Source organism: Pseudomonas sp. 2822-15 (assembly GCF_002742515.1).
GTDB lineage: Bacteria > Pseudomonadota > Gammaproteobacteria > Pseudomonadales > Pseudomonadaceae > Aquipseudomonas > Aquipseudomonas salomonii.
Genome location: NZ_LJRY01000187.1, coordinates 517,472 through 537,510, shown reverse-complemented (window position 1 = coordinate 537,510; position 20,039 = coordinate 517,472). Strand labels below are relative to the sequence as shown.

Genomic DNA, 20,039 nt, shown 5'->3' with positions numbered 1-20,039 from the left:
GCGGACTCCATATCCACGGGTGCATCTTGAATGTCGACGATAGCAGACAACATCGGCCAGGTTAGCCAGCGCGTCCGCGCCGCGGCCCACGCCGTGCAACGTGACGAAAGCAGCATCCACCTGCTGGCCGTGAGCAAAACCAAACCTGCCCAGGCCGTACGCGAAGCCTATGCCGCCGGCCTGCGCGACTTTGGCGAGAACTACCTGCAGGAAGCCCTGGGCAAACAGGCCGAATTAACCGACCTGCCCTTGAGTTGGCACTTCATCGGCCCCATTCAATCGAACAAGACGCGTGCGATCGCCGAAAACTTCGCTTGGGTACATTCCGTGGACCGCTTGAAAATTGCTCAACGCCTGTCCGAACAACGCCCGGCCGACCTGCCGCCGCTGAACATCTGCATTCAGGTCAACGTGAGTGGCGAAGCCAGCAAGTCCGGCTGTACACCCGCCGACCTGCCGGCCCTGGCCGCTGCAATCAGCGCCCTGCCACGTTTGAAGCTGCGTGGCTTGATGGCGATCCCCGAGCCGACTGAAGATCGCGCTGCACAAGATGCAGCCTTTGCAGCGGTCAGCGATCTGCAAGCCAGCCTGAACCTACCGCTGGACACACTTTCCATGGGCATGAGCCACGACCTTGAATCGGCTATCGCCCAAGGCGCCACTTGGGTGCGGATCGGTACCGCCCTGTTTGGCGCCCGCGACTACGGCCAGCCGTGAAATGGCTGACATCCCTCTAAGTAAGGACCTGTCATGAGCAACACGCGTATTGCCTTTATCGGCGCCGGGAACATGGCGGCCAGCCTGATCGGCGGCCTGCGGGCCAAGGGCCTGGAAACCTCGCAGATCCGCGCCAGTGACCCCGGCGCCGAAACCCGCGCCCGCGTCAGCGCCGAGCACGGTATCGAGACCTTTGCCGATAACGCCGAGGCCATCCAGGGCGTCGACGTGATCGTGCTGGCGGTAAAACCGCAAGCCATGAAGGCCGTGTGCGAAAGCCTGCGCCCGAGCTTGCGACCGCACCAACTGGTGGTGTCGATCGCTGCCGGTATCACCTGCGCCAGCATGAACAACTGGCTTGGCGCCCAGCCGATCGTGCGTTGCATGCCCAATACGCCGGCACTGCTGCGCCAGGGCGTGAGCGGCTTGTACGCCACCGCCGAAGTGAGCGCCGAACAGCGCGACCAGGCTCAAACGCTGCTGTCCGCCGTGGGCATTGCCGTGTGGTTGGAACAGGAGCAGCAACTGGACGCGGTCACCGCCGTCTCCGGAAGCGGCCCGGCCTATTTCTTCCTGCTGATCGAAGCGATGACCGCCGCCGGCGTGAAACTGGGCCTGTCACACGACGTGGCTGAGCAACTGGCCGAGCAAACCGCCTTGGGCGCGGCGAAAATGGCCGTCGGCAGCGACGTGGACGCCGCCGAGTTGCGCCGCCGCGTGACCTCGCCAGGTGGCACCACTCAAGCTGCCATCGAATCGTTCCAGGCCGGGGGTTTTGAAGCCCTGGTGGAAAAAGCCCTCGGCGCCGCCGCGCATCGCTCGGCAGAAATGGCCGAACAACTGGGCAAATAGTCGTCTCTTACGAAGGAAACAATGATGCTCGGACTCAATGACGCTGTCATTTTCATCATCAAGACCCTGGGCAGCCTGTATCTGCTGATCGTACTGATGCGCTTTATCCTGCAAGTGGTGCGGGCGAACTTTTACAACCCGCTGTGCCAATTCGTGGTGAAAGCCACGCAACCGCTGCTCAAGCCACTGCGCCGCGTCGTGCCGAGCATGTTTGGCCTGGACATGTCTTCACTGGTGCTGGCGTTCCTGTTGCAGCTGGCCCTGTTCGCGGTGGTGCTGGTGCTCAAGGGCTTCCGGCCTGACACCGTGCTGATGGTGCCTTGGGCGCTGATCGGTATCTTGTCGCTATTTTTGAAGATCCTGTTCTGGTCCATGATCATCAGCGTGATTTTGTCCTGGGTCGCTCCGGACAGCCGCAGCCCGGGCGCGGAACTGGTCAAGCAGATCACCGAACCGGTACTTGCGCCGTTTCGTCGCTGGGTGCCTAACCTGGGCGGCCTCGACATCTCGCCGATTTTTGCGTTTATCGCGCTGCAATTGCTGCAAATCTGGGTGATCCCCTACCTCGCCGAGTTCACCGGCATGCCGCCGCTGCTGTACAGCTTGATCTGATTGGTGATTCGTTCCTGCGCACCCGCGCAGGAACGTTCGCTAAACCGCCGGCCTCTGCTTGCCGCTGGGTGCGGTGGTCTTTAGACTTACGCCTCATTTAAACGAGAGCAGGGTCGATGCCAGCTGCCTTCCCCCCCGATTCTGTTGGACTGGTCGTGCCCCAAGTGGCGCACTTCAGCGCACCGCTGGCCCTGGCCTGCGGCCGTTCGCTACCGGCCTATGACCTGATCTATGAAACCTACGGCCAGTTGAACGCCACGGCGAGCAACGCCGTGCTGATTTGCCACGCCTTATCCGGCCATCATCACGCCGCTGGCTTTCACAGTGCCGACGAGCGCAAGCCCGGCTGGTGGGACAGCTGCATCGGCCCCGGCAAGCCCATCGACACCAACAAATTCTTTGTGGTCAGCCTGAACAACCTCGGCGGCTGCAACGGTTCTACCGGCCCGAGCAGCCTCAACCCGGAAACCGGCAAGCCATTCGGCGCCGACTTCCCGGTGCTCACCGTGGAAGACTGGGTGCACAGCCAGGCGCGTCTTGCCGACCTGCTGGGCATCAGCCAATGGGCCGCCGTGATCGGCGGCAGCCTGGGCGGCATGCAGGCGCTGCAATGGACCATCTCCTACCCGGATCGCGTGCGCCATTGCCTGGCCATCGCCTCGGCACCAAAACTGTCGGCGCAGAACATTGCCTTCAACGAAGTGGCACGCCAGGCCATCCTCACCGACCCCGAGTTCCACGGCGGTTCGTTCCAGGAAGCCGGTGTGATCCCCAAACGCGGCTTGATGCTGGCGCGGATGGTCGGGCATATCACCTACCTGTCCGATGACTCCATGGGCGAAAAATTCGGCCGCGGGCTCAAGAGCGAAAAGCTCAACTACGACTTCCACAGTGTCGAGTTCCAGGTCGAAAGCTACCTGCGTTATCAGGGCGAGGAGTTCTCGGGGCGTTTCGACGCCAACACTTACCTGCTGATGACCAAGGCGCTGGACTACTTCGACCCGGCCGCCAACCACGACGACGACCTGGCGAAAACCTTCGAGCACGCTACGGCCAAGTTCTGCGTGATGTCGTTCACCACCGACTGGCGCTTCTCGCCAGCGCGCTCCCGTGAGCTGGTGGACGCCTTGATGGCCGCACGCAAAGACGTCTGCTACCTGGAGATCGATGCTCCGCAAGGCCATGACGCCTTCCTGATTCCGATCCCGCGCTACCTGCAGGCCTTCAGTAACTACATGAACCGAATAGCACTGTGAGAACGCCATGAGAGCCGACCTGGAAATCATCCAAGACTGGATCCCCGCCGGCAGCCGCGTGCTCGACCTGGGCTGCGGCGATGGCGAACTGCTGAGCTGGCTGCGTGACAACAAGCAAGTCACCGGTTATGGCCTGGAAAACGACCCGGACAATATCGCCCAGTGCGTGGCCAAGGGCATCAACGTGATCGAGCAGGACCTGGACAAGGGCCTGGGCAACTTTGCCAGCAACAGTTTCGATATCGTGGTGATGACCCAAGCGCTGCAGGCGGTGCACTACCCGGACCGCATCCTCGACGAGATGCTGCGCGTGGGCCGCCAGTGCATCATCACTTTCCCCAACTTTGGGCACTGGCGCTGCCGCTGGTACCTGGCCACCAAGGGCCGGATGCCAGTCTCGGACTTCCTGCCGTACACCTGGTACAACACGCCGAACATCCACTTCTGCACCTTTGAAGACTTTGAAGCCTTGTGTGGCGAGCGTGAAGCCAAGGTGATCAACCGCCTTGCCGTCGATCAACAGCACCGCCACGGCTGGGCGAGTAAACTATGGCCCAACCTGTTGGGCGAAATTGGTATTTACCGGGTCAGCAGCCCTGGCCTGACCGACCACAAGATTGCCGTCTAATCATTATCAAGAGGCACGATCATGAGTCGTTTGGCTGTTTTTTTATTGACTGCATTGCTGGGCGCCAACGCTATGGCCGCCGATGTTATCGACCCTAATCGCACCAAGGAATTTGGTGATATCACCGTTCGTTACAACACCTTTACCTCCAGCTTCCTGCAGCCCGAAACCGCTCAAGCGGTGGGCGTTGTACGCAGCAAGAACAAAGGGTTGATCAATGTGTCGGTGTTTAAAGGTGTGACGCCTGTGGTGGCGCAAGTGACCGGCACCATCAAGGACTTGAGCGGCAAGAGCGAAGTGCTGACGTTCAAGCAAATCACCGAGAAAGGCGTGACCAATTACCTGGCCCCTTACTCAGTGCCGCAACAGGAATTCAAGACCTTCACTATCAACGTTGAAACTGGCGGCAAGGCCCACGGTTTCAGTTTTGTCCAAGAACTTTTCCCGGCCGAATGATGAACCTCACCCAACTCGTACTGGCCAGCCATAACGCCGGCAAACTCAAAGAACTCCAGGCCATGCTCGGCGACTCCGTGCAACTGCGCTCGATCGGCGAGTTCAGCCAGGTCGAGCCGGAAGAAACCGGCCTGTCGTTTGTCGAAAACGCCATCCTCAAGGCCCGCAATGCCGCACGCATCTCCGGCCTGCCGGCGCTGGCGGATGACTCGGGCCTGGCCGTGGATTTCCTCGGCGGCGCGCCGGGCATCTATTCGGCGCGGTATGCCGACGGCAAGGGTGATGCGGCCAACAACGCCAAGTTGCTGGACGCCCTCAAGGACGTGCCGGACGCCGAGCGCGGTGCACAGTTCGTCTGCGTGCTGGCGCTGGTTCGCCACGCTGATGACCCGTTGCCGATTCTGTGCGAAGGCCTGTGGCACGGGCGCATTCTGCATGCGGCCAGTGGCGAGCATGGCTTTGGCTATGACCCGCTGTTCTGGGTGCCGGAGCGCAATGTCTCCAGCGCCGAACTGAGCCCGGCCGACAAGAACCAGATCAGCCACCGCGCCCGCGCAATGGATTTGCTGCGCCAACGCCTGAGCCTGAAATGACCCAGAACACCTCTGCGCAGCCGCTGATCCACGGCGGCGCGCAAACACCGCGGGCGGCCTTGCCGGTGCTGCCGCCCCTGGCGCTGTACATCCACATTCCGTGGTGTGTGCGCAAATGCCCGTATTGCGACTTCAACTCCCACACCGCGAGCAAAGTGCTGCCGGAAGAAGAGTATGTGGACGCACTGCTGGCCGACCTTGATCAAGACCTGCACGCGGTTTACGGCCGCGAACTGAGTTCGATCTTCTTCGGTGGCGGTACGCCGAGCCTGTTCAGCGCCGCCGCACTGGGCCGCCTGCTCAAGGGCGTGCAGGCCCGTATTGCGTTTGCAGGCGACATCGAAATCACCCTGGAAGCCAACCCCGGCACCTTCGAACAAGAGAAGTTCGTGGCGTACCGCAAGCTGGGGATCAATCGCCTGTCCATTGGCATCCAGAGCTTCCAGCAGCAAAAGCTTGAGGCGTTGGGCCGCATCCATAATGGCGATGAGGCTGTGCGCGCCGCTGGTATGGCCCGCCAGGCCGGGTTCGATAACTTCAACCTGGACTTGATGCACGGCTTGCCCGATCAGTCGCTGGACGATGCCCTGAGCGACTTGCGCCAAGCCATCGCGCTGAAGCCCACGCACTTGTCGTGGTATCAACTGACGCTGGAACCCAACACCGTGTTCTGGAACCAGCCGCCCGCGCTGCCGGAAGACGACACGCTGTGGGACATTCAGGAAGCCGGCCAAGCACTGCTGGCCGAACACGGTTACGCACAATATGAAGTGTCGGCCTATGCCCAGCCGGGCCGCCCGGCGCGACACAACCTGAACTACTGGAGCTTCGGCGACTTTATCGGCATCGGCGCCGGTGCCCACGGCAAGCTCAGCCACCCGGACGGGCGCATCATCCGCACCTGGAAGACCCGAGCACCCAAGGATTACCTCAACCCGGCCAAAAGCTTTCAGGCCGGGGCGAAAGAACTGACCAATGAAGAGCTGCCGTTCGAGTTCCTGATGAACGCTTTGCGCCTCACCGAGGGCGTCGAATCCAAGCTCTACGCCGAACGCACCGGCCTCGACCTGGCCAGCCTCGACGAAGGCCGCCGGGAGGCAGAACAAAGTGGCTTAATGCAGGTCGAACCGTCACGCCTGGCGGCCACCGACCGTGGGCAACTGTTTCTCAATGACCTGTTGCAGAAGTTTTTGAGCTGATCGCTCTAAGGAAATCACATGGATTTGGTACTCGACCTGCTCGCCACCGTGTCCCGCTGGAGCCGTAGCAACCTGTCGGAAATCTCCCTGGCCCTTGTCGGCTGTTTGCTGGTGTTGTTTGGCGCGGATATCAAAGGCTGGATCGAAGGCCGTTTGGGCAGCCTCGCCGGGGCCTTGCGCGTACCCTTGATGGCGCTGGTATGCATGATCGGCAGCGGCGCGGCCTTGCTGTATGCCACGCCGTGGATTGTTCGGGGGCTGAGCCAGTTCAATAACTACAGCCTGGCGCCGGTGCTGGTGGTGGTACTGGTGTTGATTGGCGTAGTAGCCGACCGCCGCTGATTTAAAGCTCAACACAAAAGCAAATGTGGGAGCTGGCTTGCCTGCGATGCAGGCACCTCGGTGTATCTGTGATACTGAGGTGATGCTATCGCAGGCAAGCCAGCTCCCACAGTTGATTGCATTCCAAGCCGGCTATTGGCTTGTCAGTCGACCTTCTCGAACTTCAAATCCCAAACCCCATGCCCCAGACGTTCGCCACGGCGTTCGAACTTGGTGATCGGGCGCTCGGCCGGGCGTGGCACGCATTTGCCGTCTTCGGCCAGGTTGCGGTAGCCAGGCGCTACGTCCATCACTTCCAGCATGTATTCCGCGTAAGGCTCCCAGTCGGTGGCCATGTGCAGGATGCCCCCCACCTTGAGCTTGCTGCGCACCAGCTCCGCGAAGGAAGCCTGGACGATACGGCGTTTGTGGTGACGCGATTTGTGCCAGGGGTCCGGGAAGAACAGCATCAGGCGGTCGAGGCTGTTGTCGGCGATGCAGCGGTTGAGCACTTCGATCGCATCGCAGTCGTAGACGCGCAGGTTGGTCAGGCCTTGGGTCAGCACGCCGTTAAGCAGCGCGCCGACACCTGGGCGGTGCACTTCCACACCGATGAAGTCCTGGTCCGGCGCGGCCGCGGCCATTTCCAGCAGGGAGTGACCCATGCCGAAACCGATTTCCAGGGAACGCGGCGCCGAGCGGCCGAACACCTGGTCGTAGTCCACCGGCGCGTCGGCCAATGGCAACACGAACAGCGGCGTACCTTGCTCCAGGCCCTTTTGCTGGCCTTCGGTCATGCGGCCGGCGCGCATCACAAAACTCTTGATGCGGCGGTGCTTGGACTCGTCGCCTTCTTCCACGGGGTTCGGCGTTTCGTTTGATTCAGTCATCAATGGCTCTTACTTGATCAGACCATCCAGCGGCGAGGAGGCGCTGGCGTACAGTTTTTTCGGCATGCGACCGGCGAGGTACGCCAGGCGGCCCGCGACGATTGCGTGTTGCATGGCTTGGGCCATCATGACCGGCTGCTGGGCATGGGCGATGGCCGAGTTCATCAGCACCGCGTCGCAACCCAGCTCCATGGCGATGGTGGCGTCGGAGGCAGTGCCCACGCCCGCATCCACCAGTACCGGAATCCTGGCTTCTTCGAGGATGATTTGCAGGTTGTACGGGTTGCAGATCCCCAGGCCGGAACCGATCAGGCCGGCCAGCGGCATCACGGCGATGCAGCCGATTTCGGCCAATTGGCGCGCGATGATCGGGTCATCACTGGTGTAGACCATCACGTCGAAGCCTTCCTTGACCAGGGTTTCGGCGGCCTTGAGGGTTTCGATCACGTTGGGAAACAGGGTTTTCTGGTCGGCCAGCACTTCCAGTTTTACCAGGTTGTGGCCGTCGAGCAGCTCACGGGCCAGGCGGCAGGTGCGCACGGCTTCGATGGCGTCGTAGCAACCGGCAGTGTTCGGCAGGAAGGTGTAGCGATCCGGCGACAATACTTCGAGCAGGTTCGGCTCGCCCTCGATCTGGCCGAGGTTGGTGCGGCGCACGGCAAACGTCACGATCTCGGCACCCGAGGCTTCGATGGCCAGGCGCGTTTCTTCCATGTCGCGGTACTTGCCGGTGCCGACCAGCAGGCGGGACTGGTAGGTACGACCGGCCAGGACGAAAGGCTTGTCGCTACGAACGATGCTCATGGGAAATCCTCGAGTTGGGGTGAGGTTCTGCAGAATGCGGGTTGGCGCCCTTGAGCGCCGGGCGGCTAGCCGCCGCCGATGGCGTGGACCACTTCGACCTGATCACCTTCGGTGAGCGCGGTTTCGGCATGCAGGCTACGCGGGACGATATCCAGATTGAGCTCTACTGCGACACGGCGTCCGGTGAGGTCCAGACGGGTCAGCAGGGCCGCAACGGTTTCACCGTCGGGCAGTTCAAAGGGTTCGCCGTTCAACTGAATGCGCATGCCACGGGCCGCCATCGTTTTTAGGGGCCAGCATTCTAGCCCGATCAGCGCGGCTGACCCAAGCCCCTTGGTCAGGCGACCTGTAGACGCCACGCAGTCAACCCGAGGAAGAACCAGCCGAGCAGGAAGGCCAGCCCCCCAAACGGCGTGATGATGCCCAGCTTGCTGATGCCCGTGAGAGTCAGCGCATACAGACTGCCCGAGAACAGCAGGATGCCGACGGTAAAGGAGATGCCCGCCCAACTGACCAGTCGGCCAGGAATATGCGCGGCCAGCAGCGCCACGCCGAACAGCGCCAGGGCGTGCACCAACTGGTAGGTGACGCCCGTATGGAAGATCGCCAGGTACTCGGCGCTCAAGCGGTTTTTCAGGCCGTGGGCGGCAAAGGCGCCCAGGGCGACGCCGGTAAAGCCGAAAAAGGCAGCCAGCATCAGAAAGCTACGCAGCATGAGGAACTCCAGTCAGACTCGAGGGGCAGGGTCTGTATAATGGCCCGCTCAACGGGTTCGGCCAAGCCATCTCTATGCTGCGTCTCCTCTTCAAGCGCTTTTTTAATGTCATTAAATGGTTTGCCATCGGCAGTGTGCTGCTGGTGCTGCTGTTTCGTGTGGTGCCGCCGCCGTTCACTGCGTTGATGGTGGAACGCAAGATCGAATCCTGGGTCGACGGCGAACCGATCGATGTGCAGCGCACCTGGGTGCCGTGGGATGAGATATCTGACGAGCTGAAAGTGGCGGTAATGGCCGGTGAAGACCAGCGTTTCCCGCAGCACTGGGGTTTTGACTTTGGCGCGATCCAGGCGGCGCTGGCGCATAACGAGCGCGGCGGTTCGATTCGCGGCGCCAGTACCTTGAGCCAGCAAGTGTCGAAGAACCTGTTTCTGTGGACCGGTCGCAGTTATCTGCGCAAAGGCCTGGAAGCCTGGTTTACCGCACTGACCGAGGTGCTGTGGCCCAAACAGCGGATTCTTGAGGTGTACCTCAATAGCGTGGAGTGGGATGAAGGCGTGTTTGGTGCAGAGGCAGCCGCGCGACATCACTTTGGCGTGAGTGCCAAGGCGTTGTCCCGTCAGCAGGCCAGCTATCTGGCGGCGGTTTTGCCTAATCCACGGGTGTGGAGTGCCAGCCATCCGACGGCGTATGTGGCAAGGCGGGCGGCGTGGATTCGGCAGCAGATGAGCCAGCTGGGCGGGGATGGTTACTTGGTGGAGTTGAACAACTCCCGCAAAGCCCCGTGGGCTGACTGACACACTGCACTACCCATGTGGGAGCTGGCTTGCCTGCGATTGCGGTGGGTCAATCAACACATGTGCTGGCTGATACTGCCTCATCGCAGGCAAGCCAGCTCCCACACTAGACCGAGTTAAGCCTTAGATTTTTGACTGCATACAAAAATGCCCCGGTCTTTCGACCAGGGCATTTTTTGTCTTATCGCAACGTTTTAAGCGGCAATCGACAATTTCAGCTTGTTCATCGCGCTTTTCTCAAGCTGACGAATCCGCTCGGCCGACACGTTGTACTTCTGCGCCAGGTCGTGCAGCGTGGCTTTGTCTTCTGCCAACCAGCGCTGGTAGAGAATGTCACGGCTACGGTCGTCCAGCACTTCCAGTGCTTCGTGCAGGTTCTGGTTGGAGTTGTCGCTCCAGTCGGCGTCTTCCAGTTGACGCGCCGGGTCGTACCGGTGGTCTTCCAGGTAGTTGGCCGGCGATTGGAAGGCGCTGTCGTCGTCCGCTTCAGCGGCCGGGTCGAAGGCCATGTCATGGCCGGTCAGGCGACTTTCCATCTCGCGCACTTCACGCGGTTCCACGCCGAGGCTTTCGGCCACACGGTGGACTTCCTCGTTGTTCAGCCACGCCAGGCGTTTTTTCTGGCTGCGCAGGTTAAAGAACAGCTTGCGCTGAGCCTTGGTGGTCGCGACTTTCACGATGCGCCAGTTGCGCAGGATGAACTCGTGGATTTCCGCCTTGATCCAGTGCACGGCAAACGACACCAGGCGCACGCCCATCTCAGGGTTGAAGCGCTTTACAGCCTTCATCAGGCCGACGTTGCCTTCCTGAATCAGGTCAGCCTGGGCCAGGCCGTACCCGCTATAGCTACGGGCGATATGTACGACAAAACGCAGGTGGGCGAGCACCATCTGCCGAGCCGCCCCCAAATCCTGCTCATAGTAGAGACTCTCGGCCAGTTCACGCTCCTGCTCGGGCGTCAGCAATGGAATGCTGTTGACCGTGTGCACATAGGCCTCCAGGTTCGCACCTGGGACCAGAGCATAAGCAGGTTGCAAAGAAGTGGTCATACGAAAAAACCTCCGACTCACATAACTCGTGCAGTTCAGCACTGCGAAAATTGACCGGGAACCGTAGGACAAGTTCCCTAAACCACCAATACGGTCAATACAAACGAAACCACATTAATCTGACATTAACTACTTCGGTGCCAGCTCACGTAAATGACGAGCGACCGCAATCCAGGCACCGATATACCCCAACAAGACGGCGCCAAGCAAGAGACTCAGACCGTCGGCGACCGGCACACCGGCCAGGGCAAAATCGCTGCCGTACAAGCCGGCCAGCCCGACTACCGCGTCGTTCAGCCAGTTCAAGCCAAAAGCCAGCACGCACCAGGACAAAATCCCCGCACCGAAGCCATAAAGCGCGCCCATGTACAGAAAAGGCCTACGCACATAGCTGTCTGTGCCGCCGACCAGTTTAATCACTTCTATCTCGGTGCGGCGGTTTTCAATATGAAGACGAATGGTATTACCTATCACCAAAAGTAATGCAGACACCAACAATACCGTCAGACCGAACACGAAGCGGTCGCCCAGCTTGAGAATCGCCGCCAGGCGCTCCACCCAGACTAGATCAAGTTGTGCCTGTTGCACCTTGGGCATCTCTGCGAGTTTTTGTCGCAGGGCCTCAAGCGCCGGCTTGTCGACTTCGTTCGGCGTCACCAGCACCACGCCCGGCAGCGGGTTCTGCGGCAACTCTTTAAGCGCCTCACCCAGGCCCGATTGCTGCTGGAACTCTTCAAGGGCCTGATCGCGGCTGATGTATTCGGCCTCCGCCACGCCCGGCAGGTTTTTGATGTCGTCGCGCAGGTTCTCGCCGTCTTTGGCACTGGTGTCGAGGTCCAGGTACAGGGAAATCTGCGCCGCGCGCTGCCAGGAACCGCCCAGGCGCTCCACATTATTAAGCAGCAGCGACAAACCCATCGGCAGGCTCAGTGCCACGGCCATTACCAGGCAGGTGAAAAAGCTGCCGATCGGCTGTTTGCCCAGGCGGCGCAGGCTGTCGACCAAGCTGGCGCGATGGCTTTCGATCCAGGCGCGCAGCAGCGTGGCGAAATCCGGACCATCATCGTCGTCGCGTTTTTTCTTCGGCGGTTGCGGGTCGGCGGCTTTTGGCGCCACACGCTCGGAAACCTTGGGGCTGCGAGTCGCACTCATACGCCAGCCTCCCCGTCGCCGATCAGGCGGCCGCGTTGCAAGGTCAGCATGCGGTGGCGCATGCGGGCGATCAGTGCCAGGTCATGACTGGCGATCAGCACGCTGGTGCCCAGGCGGTTGATGTCTTCGAACACGCCCATGATCTCAGCCGCCAGACGCGGGTCAAGGTTACCGGTAGGTTCATCCGCCAGCAGCAAGGCCGGGCGGTGGACGATGGCGCGGGCGATGCCGACGCGCTGTTGCTGGCCGGTGGACAGGTCGCCTGGATACAGATCGGTCTTGTCCGACAGCGCCACGCGCTCCAGAGCCGAATCCACGCGTTTGACGATTTCAGCCTTGGACAGGCCGAGAATCTGCAACGGCAAGGCAATGTTGTTGAACACCGTGCGATCGAACAGCAACTGGTGGTTCTGGAACACTACGCCGATCTGGCGGCGCAGGAACGGGATCTGCGCATTGCTGATGGTCGCCAGATCCTGGCCGGCCAGCAGCAGCTTGCCGGTGGTCGGGCGCTCCATCGCCAACAACAGGCGCAGCAGCGTACTTTTACCGGCGCCCGAGTGGCCGGTTACAAACAGAAACTCGCCACGCCGTACTCGAAAGCTCAGCTCATGCAAGCCCACATGCCCGTTGGCGTAGCGTTTACCGACCTGTTCGAATCGAATCATGAACGCTCCCGCTCGGCGAAAAGTGCCTGTACAAAGGGTTCGGCTTCAAAGGTGCGCAGGTCGTCGATACCTTCACCGACACCGATATAACGAATCGGCAACCCGAACTGTTTGGCCAGGGCGAAGATCACGCCGCCTTTGGCCGTGCCGTCGAGCTTAGTCAATGCCAGGCCGGTCAGTTGCACCGTCTGGTTGAATTGTTTGGCCTGGCTGATAGCGTTCTGACCGGTACCGGCGTCGAGCACCAGCAGCACTTCGTGCGGGGCGTCCGCGTCGAGCTTGCCGATCACGCGGCGCACTTTCTTCAGCTCTTCCATCAGGTTGTCTTTGGTGTGCAGGCGACCGGCGGTATCAGCGATCAACACATCGATGTTACGGGCCTTGGCAGCCTGCACGGCATCGAAAATCACCGAGGCGGAATCGGCGCCGGTGTGCTGGGCGATGACCGGGATTTTGTTGCGCTCACCCCAGACCTGCAGCTGCTCCACGGCAGCGGCACGGAAAGTGTCACCGGCGGCGAGCATGACTTTTTTGCCTTCGGACTGCAGCTTCTTGGCCAGCTTGCCGATGGTGGTGGTTTTGCCGGCGCCGTTGACGCCGACCACCAGAATCACGAACGGCTTGTTCGGCGTGATCACCAGCGGGGCTTCTACAGGTTTAAGCATCGCAGCCAGTTCGGCCTGCAGGGACTTGTAGAGCGCATCGGCGTCGGTCAGCTGCTTGCGCGCAACCTTCTGGGTCAGGCTCTGGATGATCACGGCAGTGGCTTCAACGCCAACGTCGGCGGTGAGCAGGCGGGTTTCGATGTCTTCCAGCAGCTCGTCATCGATGACCTTCTTGCCCAGGAACAGGCTGGCCATGCCTTCGCCGATGCTGGCGCTGGTTTTGCTCAGGCCTTGCTTGAGGCGGGCAAAGAACCCGGTTTTGCTGGTTTCAACGGCAGCCACAACAGGCTCCGGGGCAACCGGCGGCGCGATAATGGCGGGAACGGCAACCACAACAGGTGCAGGTGCAGGCGCAGGCTCAACAGTGACGGGCGCAGGCGCTTCAACGACTACTGCAACCGGCTCAACAACCGCTGGAATCGGCGGCGTGACGTGCTCGGTCTGTACATCTTCAACCAGTGCCACAGGCTCTTCAGCCACCGGCAGTTCCAGCCACGGCGTGTGCTCGGGCTCGGGCGCAGGCTCTGGCTCAACCACCGGTTGCAACACCGGCTCGGCCATCGGCAGCACCACCGGCGCGGGCGGCTCAGCGTCTATGACCGGTTCTGGAATCGGCTCAGGCTGAACCTGTGGCTGTTCGACGACGGTTTCCTGCGGCTTTTTGCGCAACCATCCGAACAGGCCTTTTTTCTCGCCAGCCGCAGCTGGGCTCTTCTTGTCGTCGTTGGAACCAAACATGGAGGACGGCTATCTCAAAGTAGCGATGCGCCAGGGCGCCTCGGTAAATAAATTCGATGCAGAACAGACTGCGTTAACGCTCGCTTGTTCATGCGCAACATTTTGTAAGGCGTAAATAAAGGCCTCAACAAATCGTTTCAATAAAGGACTGAAGCGACAAAATCGGCGAAAAGTAGAAGATCGTCGGGGAAACCCAGCGCCAACTCCTACATTCCTACGACTCGATCCGGAACGATATGACCGCCGCAGTGGCCGCCCCTGAATCGGATCAGTATCCTAGCACCTCCTCGCCCGCCGACGCTAAGACCAAGCGGGTAGCCCAACAGGTTAAAACACGAATGATTGCTCTAGCCCGCCGCGCCGCAGGCCTGCTGCTCAGCACAGTTTGTCTGCCTCTTTCAGCCTTGGCTGCCGACCCACAACCCACCCATGAATTCACCCTCGATAACGGCCTTAAAGTGGTCGTGCGCGAAGACCATCGCGCGCCTGTGGTGGTTTCCCAGGTCTGGTACAAGGTCGGCTCGAGCTACGAAACCCCGGGCCAGACCGGTTTGTCCCACGCCCTGGAACACATGATGTTCAAAGGCAGCGCCAAGGTCGGTCCCGGCGAAGCCTCGCTGATCCTGCGCGACCTGGGTGCCGAAGAAAACGCCTTCACCAGCGACGACTACACCGCGTACTACCAGGTACTGGCGCGTGACCGCCTGGGCGTGGCTTTCGAGCTGGAAGCCGACCGCATGGCCAGCCTGCGCCTGCCGGCTGATGAGTTCAGCCGCGAAATCGAGGTAATCAAGGAAGAACGCCGCCTGCGTACCGACGACAACCCGATGTCCAAGGCCTATGAACGCTTCAAGGCGATGGCCTACCCGGCCAGCGGCTACCACACGCCGACCATCGGCTGGATGGCTGACCTTGAGCGCATGAAAGTCGAAGAGCTGCGCCACTGGTACCAGTCCTGGTATGTGCCGAACAACGCCACGCTGGTGGTGGTCGGCGACGTAACGCCGGACGAGGTCAAGAAACTCGCCCAGCGCTACTTCGGCCCGATCCCCAAGCGTGACGTGCCACCGGCCAAGATCCCGCTGGAACTGGCCGAACCTGGCGAGCGCTTGCTGACCCTGCACGTGCAGACCCAACTGCCGAGCGTGATCCTCGGTTTCAACGTGCCGGGCCTGGCGACTGCCGAAGACAAGCGCTCGGTGCAAGCCCTGCGCCTGCTCTCGGCCCTGCTGGATGGCGGCTACAGCGCACGTATCTCGGAGCAACTGGAGCGCGGTGAAGAGCTGGTCTCCGGCGCCTCCACCAGCTACGACGCCTATACCCGTGGTGACAGCCTGTTCACATTGAGCGCCACGCCGAACCAACAGAAGAAAAAGACCATTGCCCAGGCCGAAGCCGGCCTGTGGCGTTTGCTCGACGAGCTGAAAGCCAAGCCGCCGACCACCGAAGAACTGGAGCGTATCCGCGCCCAAGTGATTGCCGGTGTGGTTTACCAACGTGATTCCATCACCAGCCAGGCCACGGCCATCGGCTCGCTGGAAACCGTCGGCCTGTCGTGGAAACTCATGGACACTGAGCTTGCCGACCTGCAAAGCGTGACCCCGGAAGATATCCAGAAAGCCGCACGGACTTATTTCACCCTCGAACGTTTGAGCGTCGCCCATGTTTTGCCCGAGGAGACCGCTCATGAGTAATCGCAAAAGCAGCCGCCTGATCTTCCCCGGCCTGGTCGTCGTCACCCTGATCGCCGCCAGCGCCGTGTACTTCCTGCGCCCGAGTGAATCGGTGGCCAGCCAGGCCCTGGACAAGGCGCAATCGGCCAACAAATTGCAATCTTTGGCGGAACTGGACGGCAAGGCGCCGACCAACCGCAAGCTCGACGTGCAAACCTGGACCACCGCCGAAGGCGCCAAGGTGCTGTTCGTCGAAGCTCACGAACTGCCGATGTTCGACATGCGCATCCTGTTCGCCGCCGGCAGCAGCCAGGACGGCAACACGCCCGGCGTGGCGCTGCTGACCAACGCCATGCTCAACGAAGGCATACCGGGCAAGGATGTCAGCCAGATCGCCAGCGGCTTTGAAGGGCTGGGCGCCGACTTCGGCAATGGCGCTTTTCGCGACATGGCGTTGGTGTCCCTGCGCAGCCTGAGCGACAGCGACAAGCGCGACGCGGCCCTGGCGCTGTTTGACCAAGTGATCGGCAAGCCGACTTTCCCGGCCGACTCCCTGGCGCGCATCAAGAACCAGATTCTTGCCGGTTTTGAGTACCAGAAACAGAACCCCGGCAAGCTGGCCAGTCTTGAGCTGTTCAAGCGTTTGTACGGCGACCACCCTTACGCGCACCCAAGCGAAGGCACGCCCGAGAGCGTTCCGGCGATTACCCTGGCGCAGTTGCAGGCGTTCCACGCCAAGGCTTATGCGGCGGGCAACGCAGTGATCGCCGTGGTGGGCGATCTGACTCGCGCCGAGGCGCAAGCCATGACGGCCAAGGTCTCCGCATCGCTGCCCAAAGGCCCGGCCCTGGCCAAGATCGCCCAGCCGACCGAGCCGAAAGCTGGCCTGAGCCATATCGAGTTCCCGTCCAAGCAAACCCATTTGCTGTTCGCGCAACTGGGCATCGACCGCGCCGACCCGGACTACGCCGCCTTGTCCCTGGGCAACCAGATCCTCGGCGGCGGCGGTTTCGGCACCCGCTTAATGAGCGAAGCGCGTGAGAAGCGCGGCCTGACCTACGGCGTTTACTCCGGTTTCTCGCCGATGCAGGTGCGTGGCCCGTTCATGATCAACCTGCAGACCCGTGCCGAAATGAGCGGCGGCACCCTGCGCCTGGTTGAAGACGTGCTGGCCGATTACCTCAAGACCGGCCCCACGCAAAAGGAACTGGACGACGCCAAGCGTGAGCTGGCCGGCAGCTTCCCGCTGTCCACCGCGAGCAACGCCGATATCGTCGGGCAACTGGGCGCCATGGGTTTCTATAACCTGCCGCTGAGCTATCTTGAGGATTTCATGAAACAATCCCAGGCCCTGACCGTAGAGCAGGTCAAGGCTGCAATGAATAAACACTTGAGCCCCGACAAGATGGTCATCGTGACCGCCGGCCCGACGATTGCGCAAAAGCCACTACCGCCCCCCACTGATAAACCCGCCGAGCAGCCGCTCGGGGTTCCGGAGCATTAATGGCCAGTTCATCTCGCCCGAAAAAACCTGTCCACAACGTGCATAACGGTGTGGGCCAACTGCGCATCATTGGCGGTGAATGGGGCAGCCGCAAGCTGAGTTTCCCCGACGTCGTGGGCCTGCGCCCAACGCCGGACCGCGTGCGTGAAACCCTGTTCAACTGGCTCGCGCCGTATATCGGCGGCGCCAAGGTACTGGACCCGTTCGCCGGCAGTGGCGCGCTGTTCCTGGAGGCGCTGTCCCGTGGCGCGGCCCAGGGCCAGGCGCTGGATGCCAGCAATGTGGCGGTATCCAGCCTCAAGGAACACTTGGGCACACTGCGCTGCACCACCGGCCAGGTGCAGACCGCCGATGCACTGCGCTACCTGGAAACCCAGGCGGCCAGCGAATACGACGTGGTGTTCCTCGACCCGCCGTTCAACCAGAACCTGTTGCCGACGGTGTGTGCGTTGCTGGAAGAACGCCAGTGGCTGGCACCCGACGCGTGGATCTACACTGAAAGCGAGACCGCGCCGTCGACCCTCGGCCTGCCGGGCAGCTGGCGCCTGCACCGGGAGCAGAAGTCCGGTCGGGTGTATTACGCGTTGTGGCACCGGTTGGTTGAAAGCGCTGCTTAACCTTAGGTAAATGTTGTAGTGAGCAGGATTGTTGTGGCGAGCAGGCTTGCCACAACAAGCTCGCATGCCACAGTGAGTTCGCTTGCTACCGAGAGTTTCATGATCCCGTCTTCTGAACTGTTCAAACCCGCCTTCGGCCTCGGCAACCCTCACTTGCAGACCTTGTGGGGTCCGCTGTGGCGCCCCACTACCCACATCGAACGCCAACGCGAACGCCTGTGGCTGGATGACGGCGATTTTCTCGACCTCGACTGGCACGGCCCACATGACGCGCAAGCGCCGTTGGTGCTGGTGCTGCACGGGCTGACCGGCTCGTCCAACTCGCCCTACGTGGCCGGGCTGCAAAAAGCCCTCGCCGCCCAAGGCTGGGCCAGCGCCGCCTTGAATTGGCGTGGGTGCTCGGGCGAGCCAAACCTGTTGGCCCGCAGCTATCACTCCGGTGCCAGTGAAGACCTGGCGGCGGCGATTGCCCATCTGCGGGCCAAGCGCCCCTTGGCGCCGCTGTACGCGGTGGGTTATTCGTTGGGCGGTAATGTGCTGCTCAAGCACCTGGGCGAAACCGGCGAGGCATCCGGGCTGCAAGGCGCAGCGGCAGTGTCGGTGCCGTTTCGACTGGACCAGTGCGCCGATCGCATCGGGCTGGGCTTTTCGCGGGTTTATCAGAAGCATTTCATGCGCGAGATGTTGGCGTATATCCGCGTCAAGCAAAGCCGCTTTGTACAGGATGGCAGGGCCGAAGGGCTGAAAACCCTGGAAGCCCTGGGCTCATTGAAAAAAATGCGCACATTCTGGGACTTCGACGGCCGGGTGACCGCGCCGTTGCACGGGTTCCTCAGCGCCGAGGACTATTACCGTCGCGCTTCGAGCCGTTACTACCTGGGCGAAATCCGCACGCCAACGCTGATTATCCAGGCCGCCGATGACCCGTTCGTGTTTGCTCATAGCCTGCCCGAGGCCAGTGAACTGTCGGATTGCACCGAGTTTGAGTTGTTGGCCAAGGGTGGGCATGTGGGGTTTGTGGATGGCACGCTCAAGCGCCCCAGTTACTACCTGGAGCGCCGTATTCCGCAATGGTTACTGACACAACATGGTTAAACAATGTGGGAGCTGGTTTGTGTGGGAGCTGGCTTGCCTGCGATAGCGGTGTGTCAGCCAATAATTAACCGACTGACACTCCCTCATCGCAGGCAAGCCAGCTCCCACACAAGCCAGTTCCCACAGTTTTATTGGGTTTACATGGCTATTCAATCAGTCGCCGGTTGCAATTTCCCGCGCTGGATCGGTAATCCACTCACTCCACGACCCCGCATACAACTTGCCCAACGGGTAACCGGCCAAACTCAAGGCAAACAAGTTGTGGCACGCCGTCACGCCCGAACCGCAATACGCCACCAGTTCATCCGGTGAGCGGCCCTGCAACTGCGCGGCGAAGCGCTGTTTAAGCTGATCGGCCGGCAGGAAGCGGCCGTCACTGCCCAGGTTTTCGTTGAACGCCGCACATTGCGCACCGGGAATGTGCCCGGCAATCGGGTCAATCTGCTCCACTTCGCCGCGAAAACGCGCCTGGGCGCGGGCGTCGATCAAGGTCAGGCCCGGCTCGCCCAAGCGTTTTTGCAAATGCTCGGCATCCAGCAGCAGGCGGTTGTCCGGCTTACCGGCAAACGTTCCCGGCTCAACCACAGGCGCATCGAGGCTCAACGGGAAACCGGCGGCGTGCCAGGCCTTGAGGCCACCGTCCAGGATAAACACCCCGTCGCGCTTACCCAGCCAGGCCAGCAACCACCAGGCGCGGGCGGCATAGGCGCCGGGGCCGTCGTCGTACAGGACGATGTCGGTGCTGGCATGGATGCCCCAGGCCCGCAGTTGCGCAACCAAAGTGTCCGCCGCCGGCAACGGGTGGCGGCCGGTCACGCCTTTGGTCACCGGCCCACTGAGGTGGCGCTCCAGGTCGGCATATTGCGCGCCTTCGATATGCCCTTCGGCATAGCTGCAAAGCCCGTAGTCCGGGTCTTCAAGGGCAAAACGACAATCCAGGATCACCAGCCCTGCGGCCTTCTGGCGTTCGGCCAATTGCTGGGGGCTGATCAGTTGGGCAAGCGGCATGACGGGCTCCTGTAAACAGATTCGGGATAG

At 61.3% G+C, this 20,039-nt stretch carries 23 protein-coding genes; 14 read left to right on the top strand and 9 right to left on the bottom strand.

What is annotated here, in order from left to right; all coding sequences use genetic code 11:
• Positions 1–30 precede the first annotated feature (30 nt).
• From AOA59_RS17320 to AOA59_RS17280, 9 genes are all read left to right on the top strand, one after another.
• On the top strand, positions 31–717 hold the full coding sequence (locus tag AOA59_RS17320; protein WP_065912213.1) for a YggS family pyridoxal phosphate-dependent enzyme: 687 nt from the start codon (positions 31–33) through the stop codon (positions 715–717).
• Between the two features lie 33 nt (positions 718–750).
• A complete protein-coding gene (gene proC, locus AOA59_RS17315) occupies positions 751–1,569 on the top strand; it encodes a pyrroline-5-carboxylate reductase (protein ID WP_099488451.1) in 819 nt (272 codons plus the stop codon).
• A 24-nt stretch (positions 1,570–1,593) separates the two neighbouring features.
• A complete protein-coding gene (locus AOA59_RS17310; RefSeq protein WP_065912217.1) occupies positions 1,594–2,181 on the top strand; it encodes a YggT family protein in 588 nt (195 codons plus the stop codon).
• Between the two features lie 116 nt (positions 2,182–2,297).
• The gene (locus tag AOA59_RS17305) at positions 2,298–3,437 is read left to right on the top strand and encodes a homoserine O-acetyltransferase (RefSeq protein WP_099488449.1); all 1,140 of its coding nucleotides are present in this window, start codon (positions 2,298–2,300) and stop codon (positions 3,435–3,437) included.
• A 7-nt stretch (positions 3,438–3,444) separates the two neighbouring features.
• Positions 3,445–4,065: a methionine biosynthesis protein MetW gene (gene metW, locus AOA59_RS17300; RefSeq protein ID WP_016972957.1), complete on the top strand. Its 621-nt coding sequence runs from the start codon at positions 3,445–3,447 to the stop codon at positions 4,063–4,065.
• A gap of 21 nt (positions 4,066–4,086) precedes the next feature.
• Positions 4,087–4,521, top strand: coding sequence for a DUF4426 domain-containing protein (locus AOA59_RS17295; RefSeq protein ID WP_056857692.1), 435 nt, complete (start codon positions 4,087–4,089; stop codon positions 4,519–4,521).
• Positions 4,518–5,114: an RdgB/HAM1 family non-canonical purine NTP pyrophosphatase gene (rdgB, locus tag AOA59_RS17290; protein ID WP_025859581.1), complete on the top strand. Its 597-nt coding sequence runs from the start codon at positions 4,518–4,520 to the stop codon at positions 5,112–5,114. Before AOA59_RS17295 ends, rdgB begins: the two co-directional genes overlap by 4 nt.
• The gene (hemW, locus tag AOA59_RS17285; protein ID WP_065912219.1) at positions 5,111–6,313 is read left to right on the top strand and encodes a radical SAM family heme chaperone HemW; all 1,203 of its coding nucleotides are present in this window, start codon (positions 5,111–5,113) and stop codon (positions 6,311–6,313) included. Before rdgB ends, hemW begins: the two co-directional genes overlap by 4 nt.
• Positions 6,314–6,331: 18 nt before the next feature.
• On the top strand, positions 6,332–6,655 hold the full coding sequence (locus AOA59_RS17280) for a DUF3392 domain-containing protein (RefSeq protein WP_056857690.1): 324 nt from the start codon (positions 6,332–6,334) through the stop codon (positions 6,653–6,655).
• A gap of 143 nt (positions 6,656–6,798) precedes the next feature.
• Here AOA59_RS17280 and trmB read toward each other — a convergent pair whose 3' ends face one another.
• The 4 genes from trmB to AOA59_RS17255 form a co-directional block, all read right to left on the bottom strand.
• On the bottom strand, positions 6,799–7,524 hold the full coding sequence (trmB, locus tag AOA59_RS17270; protein WP_056857689.1) for a tRNA (guanosine(46)-N7)-methyltransferase TrmB: 726 nt from the start codon (positions 7,522–7,524) through the stop codon (positions 6,799–6,801).
• 9 nt (positions 7,525–7,533) lie between these two features.
• Positions 7,534–8,328, bottom strand: coding sequence for a thiazole synthase (locus AOA59_RS17265; protein WP_017139461.1), 795 nt, complete (start codon positions 8,326–8,328; stop codon positions 7,534–7,536).
• 65 nt (positions 8,329–8,393) lie between these two features.
• Positions 8,394–8,594 carry a sulfur carrier protein ThiS gene (thiS, locus tag AOA59_RS17260; protein ID WP_065912283.1) on the bottom strand — a complete coding sequence of 67 codons (201 nt, stop codon included), beginning with the start codon at positions 8,592–8,594 and terminating at the stop codon, positions 8,394–8,396.
• A 71-nt stretch (positions 8,595–8,665) separates the two neighbouring features.
• Positions 8,666–9,043 carry a DUF423 domain-containing protein gene (locus AOA59_RS17255; protein ID WP_056857688.1) on the bottom strand — a complete coding sequence of 126 codons (378 nt, stop codon included), beginning with the start codon at positions 9,041–9,043 and terminating at the stop codon, positions 8,666–8,668.
• Between the two features lie 74 nt (positions 9,044–9,117).
• Here AOA59_RS17255 and mtgA point away from each other — a divergent pair, with 74 nt between their 5' ends.
• The gene (gene mtgA / locus AOA59_RS17250; RefSeq protein ID WP_099488445.1) at positions 9,118–9,840 is read left to right on the top strand and encodes a monofunctional biosynthetic peptidoglycan transglycosylase; all 723 of its coding nucleotides are present in this window, start codon (positions 9,118–9,120) and stop codon (positions 9,838–9,840) included.
• 194 nt (positions 9,841–10,034) lie between these two features.
• On the opposite strand, the gene rpoH is transcribed toward mtgA, so the two are convergent.
• From rpoH to ftsY, 4 genes are all read right to left on the bottom strand, one after another.
• Complete coding sequence (gene rpoH / locus AOA59_RS17245; RefSeq protein WP_065912223.1) at positions 10,035–10,889, bottom strand: RNA polymerase sigma factor RpoH; 855 nt, start codon at positions 10,887–10,889, stop codon at positions 10,035–10,037.
• Positions 10,890–11,018: 129 nt separating this feature from the next.
• The gene (ftsX, locus tag AOA59_RS17240; protein WP_099488443.1) at positions 11,019–12,041 is read right to left on the bottom strand and encodes a permease-like cell division protein FtsX; all 1,023 of its coding nucleotides are present in this window, start codon (positions 12,039–12,041) and stop codon (positions 11,019–11,021) included.
• Positions 12,038–12,709: a cell division ATP-binding protein FtsE gene (gene ftsE / locus AOA59_RS17235; RefSeq protein ID WP_003213784.1), complete on the bottom strand. Its 672-nt coding sequence runs from the start codon at positions 12,707–12,709 to the stop codon at positions 12,038–12,040. The genes ftsX and ftsE overlap by 4 nt, the downstream gene beginning before the upstream one ends.
• Positions 12,706–14,112 (bottom strand): signal recognition particle-docking protein FtsY, encoded by a 1,407-nt coding sequence (gene ftsY, locus AOA59_RS17230; protein ID WP_099488441.1) that lies wholly within the window; start codon positions 14,110–14,112, stop codon positions 12,706–12,708. Before ftsY ends, ftsE begins: the two co-directional genes overlap by 4 nt.
• Before the next feature lie 338 nt (positions 14,113–14,450).
• On the opposite strand from ftsY, the gene AOA59_RS17225 reads away from it, so the two are divergent.
• The 4 genes from AOA59_RS17225 (at position 14,451) to AOA59_RS17210 (ending at position 19,001) form a co-directional block, all read left to right on the top strand.
• Positions 14,451–15,806 (top strand): pitrilysin family protein, encoded by a 1,356-nt coding sequence (locus AOA59_RS17225; RefSeq protein ID WP_099488439.1) that lies wholly within the window; start codon positions 14,451–14,453, stop codon positions 15,804–15,806.
• Entirely contained in the window at positions 15,799–17,289 is a 1,491-nt protein-coding gene (locus AOA59_RS17220; RefSeq protein ID WP_099488438.1) for a pitrilysin family protein, read from the top strand. The genes AOA59_RS17225 and AOA59_RS17220 overlap by 8 nt, the downstream gene beginning before the upstream one ends.
• Entirely contained in the window at positions 17,289–17,906 is a 618-nt protein-coding gene (rsmD, locus tag AOA59_RS17215) for a 16S rRNA (guanine(966)-N(2))-methyltransferase RsmD (protein ID WP_056857682.1), read from the top strand. The genes AOA59_RS17220 and rsmD overlap by 1 nt, the downstream gene beginning before the upstream one ends.
• Positions 17,907–18,005: 99 nt before the next feature.
• Positions 18,006–19,001: a hydrolase gene (locus tag AOA59_RS17210; RefSeq protein WP_099488436.1), complete on the top strand. Its 996-nt coding sequence runs from the start codon at positions 18,006–18,008 to the stop codon at positions 18,999–19,001.
• Positions 19,002–19,154: 153 nt separating this feature from the next.
• Here the strand turns inward: AOA59_RS17210 and AOA59_RS17205 are convergent, their stop codons facing one another.
• On the bottom strand, positions 19,155–20,009 hold the full coding sequence (locus AOA59_RS17205) for a sulfurtransferase (RefSeq protein ID WP_099488434.1): 855 nt from the start codon (positions 20,007–20,009) through the stop codon (positions 19,155–19,157).
• Positions 20,010–20,039 lie beyond the last annotated feature (30 nt).

Excerpts from the sequence above, each read along its gene's own strand:
- ftsY (WP_099488441.1), bottom strand. The coding sequence starts at position 14,112 with ATGTTTGGTTCCAACGACGACAAGAAGAGCCCAGCTGCGGCTGGCGAG.
- mtgA (WP_099488445.1), top strand. The coding sequence starts at position 9,118 with ATGCTGCGTCTCCTCTTCAAGCGCTTTTTTAATGTCATTAAATGGTTT.
- ftsX (WP_099488443.1), bottom strand. The coding sequence starts at position 12,041 with ATGAGTGCGACTCGCAGCCCCAAGGTTTCCGAGCGTGTGGCGCCAAAA.
- AOA59_RS17205 (WP_099488434.1), bottom strand. The coding sequence starts at position 20,009 with ATGCCGCTTGCCCAACTGATCAGCCCCCAGCAATTGGCCGAACGCCAG.
- AOA59_RS17225 (WP_099488439.1), top strand. The coding sequence starts at position 14,451 with ATGATTGCTCTAGCCCGCCGCGCCGCAGGCCTGCTGCTCAGCACAGTT.
- rdgB (WP_025859581.1), top strand. The coding sequence starts at position 4,518 with ATGATGAACCTCACCCAACTCGTACTGGCCAGCCATAACGCCGGCAAA.
- metW (WP_016972957.1), top strand. The coding sequence starts at position 3,445 with ATGAGAGCCGACCTGGAAATCATCCAAGACTGGATCCCCGCCGGCAGC.
- AOA59_RS17305 (WP_099488449.1), top strand. The coding sequence starts at position 2,298 with ATGCCAGCTGCCTTCCCCCCCGATTCTGTTGGACTGGTCGTGCCCCAA.
- hemW (WP_065912219.1), top strand. The coding sequence starts at position 5,111 with ATGACCCAGAACACCTCTGCGCAGCCGCTGATCCACGGCGGCGCGCAA.
- AOA59_RS17280 (WP_056857690.1), top strand. The coding sequence starts at position 6,332 with ATGGATTTGGTACTCGACCTGCTCGCCACCGTGTCCCGCTGGAGCCGT.
- proC (WP_099488451.1), top strand. The coding sequence starts at position 751 with ATGAGCAACACGCGTATTGCCTTTATCGGCGCCGGGAACATGGCGGCC.
- AOA59_RS17320 (WP_065912213.1), top strand. The coding sequence starts at position 31 with ATGTCGACGATAGCAGACAACATCGGCCAGGTTAGCCAGCGCGTCCGC.
- rpoH (WP_065912223.1), bottom strand. The coding sequence starts at position 10,889 with ATGACCACTTCTTTGCAACCTGCTTATGCTCTGGTCCCAGGTGCGAAC.
- AOA59_RS17310 (WP_065912217.1), top strand. The coding sequence starts at position 1,594 with ATGCTCGGACTCAATGACGCTGTCATTTTCATCATCAAGACCCTGGGC.
- trmB (WP_056857689.1), bottom strand. The coding sequence starts at position 7,524 with ATGACTGAATCAAACGAAACGCCGAACCCCGTGGAAGAAGGCGACGAG.
- ftsE (WP_003213784.1), bottom strand. The coding sequence starts at position 12,709 with ATGATTCGATTCGAACAGGTCGGTAAACGCTACGCCAACGGGCATGTG.
- AOA59_RS17255 (WP_056857688.1), bottom strand. The coding sequence starts at position 9,043 with ATGCTGCGTAGCTTTCTGATGCTGGCTGCCTTTTTCGGCTTTACCGGC.
- AOA59_RS17265 (WP_017139461.1), bottom strand. The coding sequence starts at position 8,328 with ATGAGCATCGTTCGTAGCGACAAGCCTTTCGTCCTGGCCGGTCGTACC.
- AOA59_RS17210 (WP_099488436.1), top strand. The coding sequence starts at position 18,006 with ATGATCCCGTCTTCTGAACTGTTCAAACCCGCCTTCGGCCTCGGCAAC.
- thiS (WP_065912283.1), bottom strand. The coding sequence starts at position 8,594 with ATGCGCATTCAGTTGAACGGCGAACCCTTTGAACTGCCCGACGGTGAA.
- AOA59_RS17220 (WP_099488438.1), top strand. The coding sequence starts at position 15,799 with ATGAGTAATCGCAAAAGCAGCCGCCTGATCTTCCCCGGCCTGGTCGTC.
- AOA59_RS17295 (WP_056857692.1), top strand. The coding sequence starts at position 4,087 with ATGAGTCGTTTGGCTGTTTTTTTATTGACTGCATTGCTGGGCGCCAAC.
- rsmD (WP_056857682.1), top strand. The coding sequence starts at position 17,289 with ATGGCCAGTTCATCTCGCCCGAAAAAACCTGTCCACAACGTGCATAAC.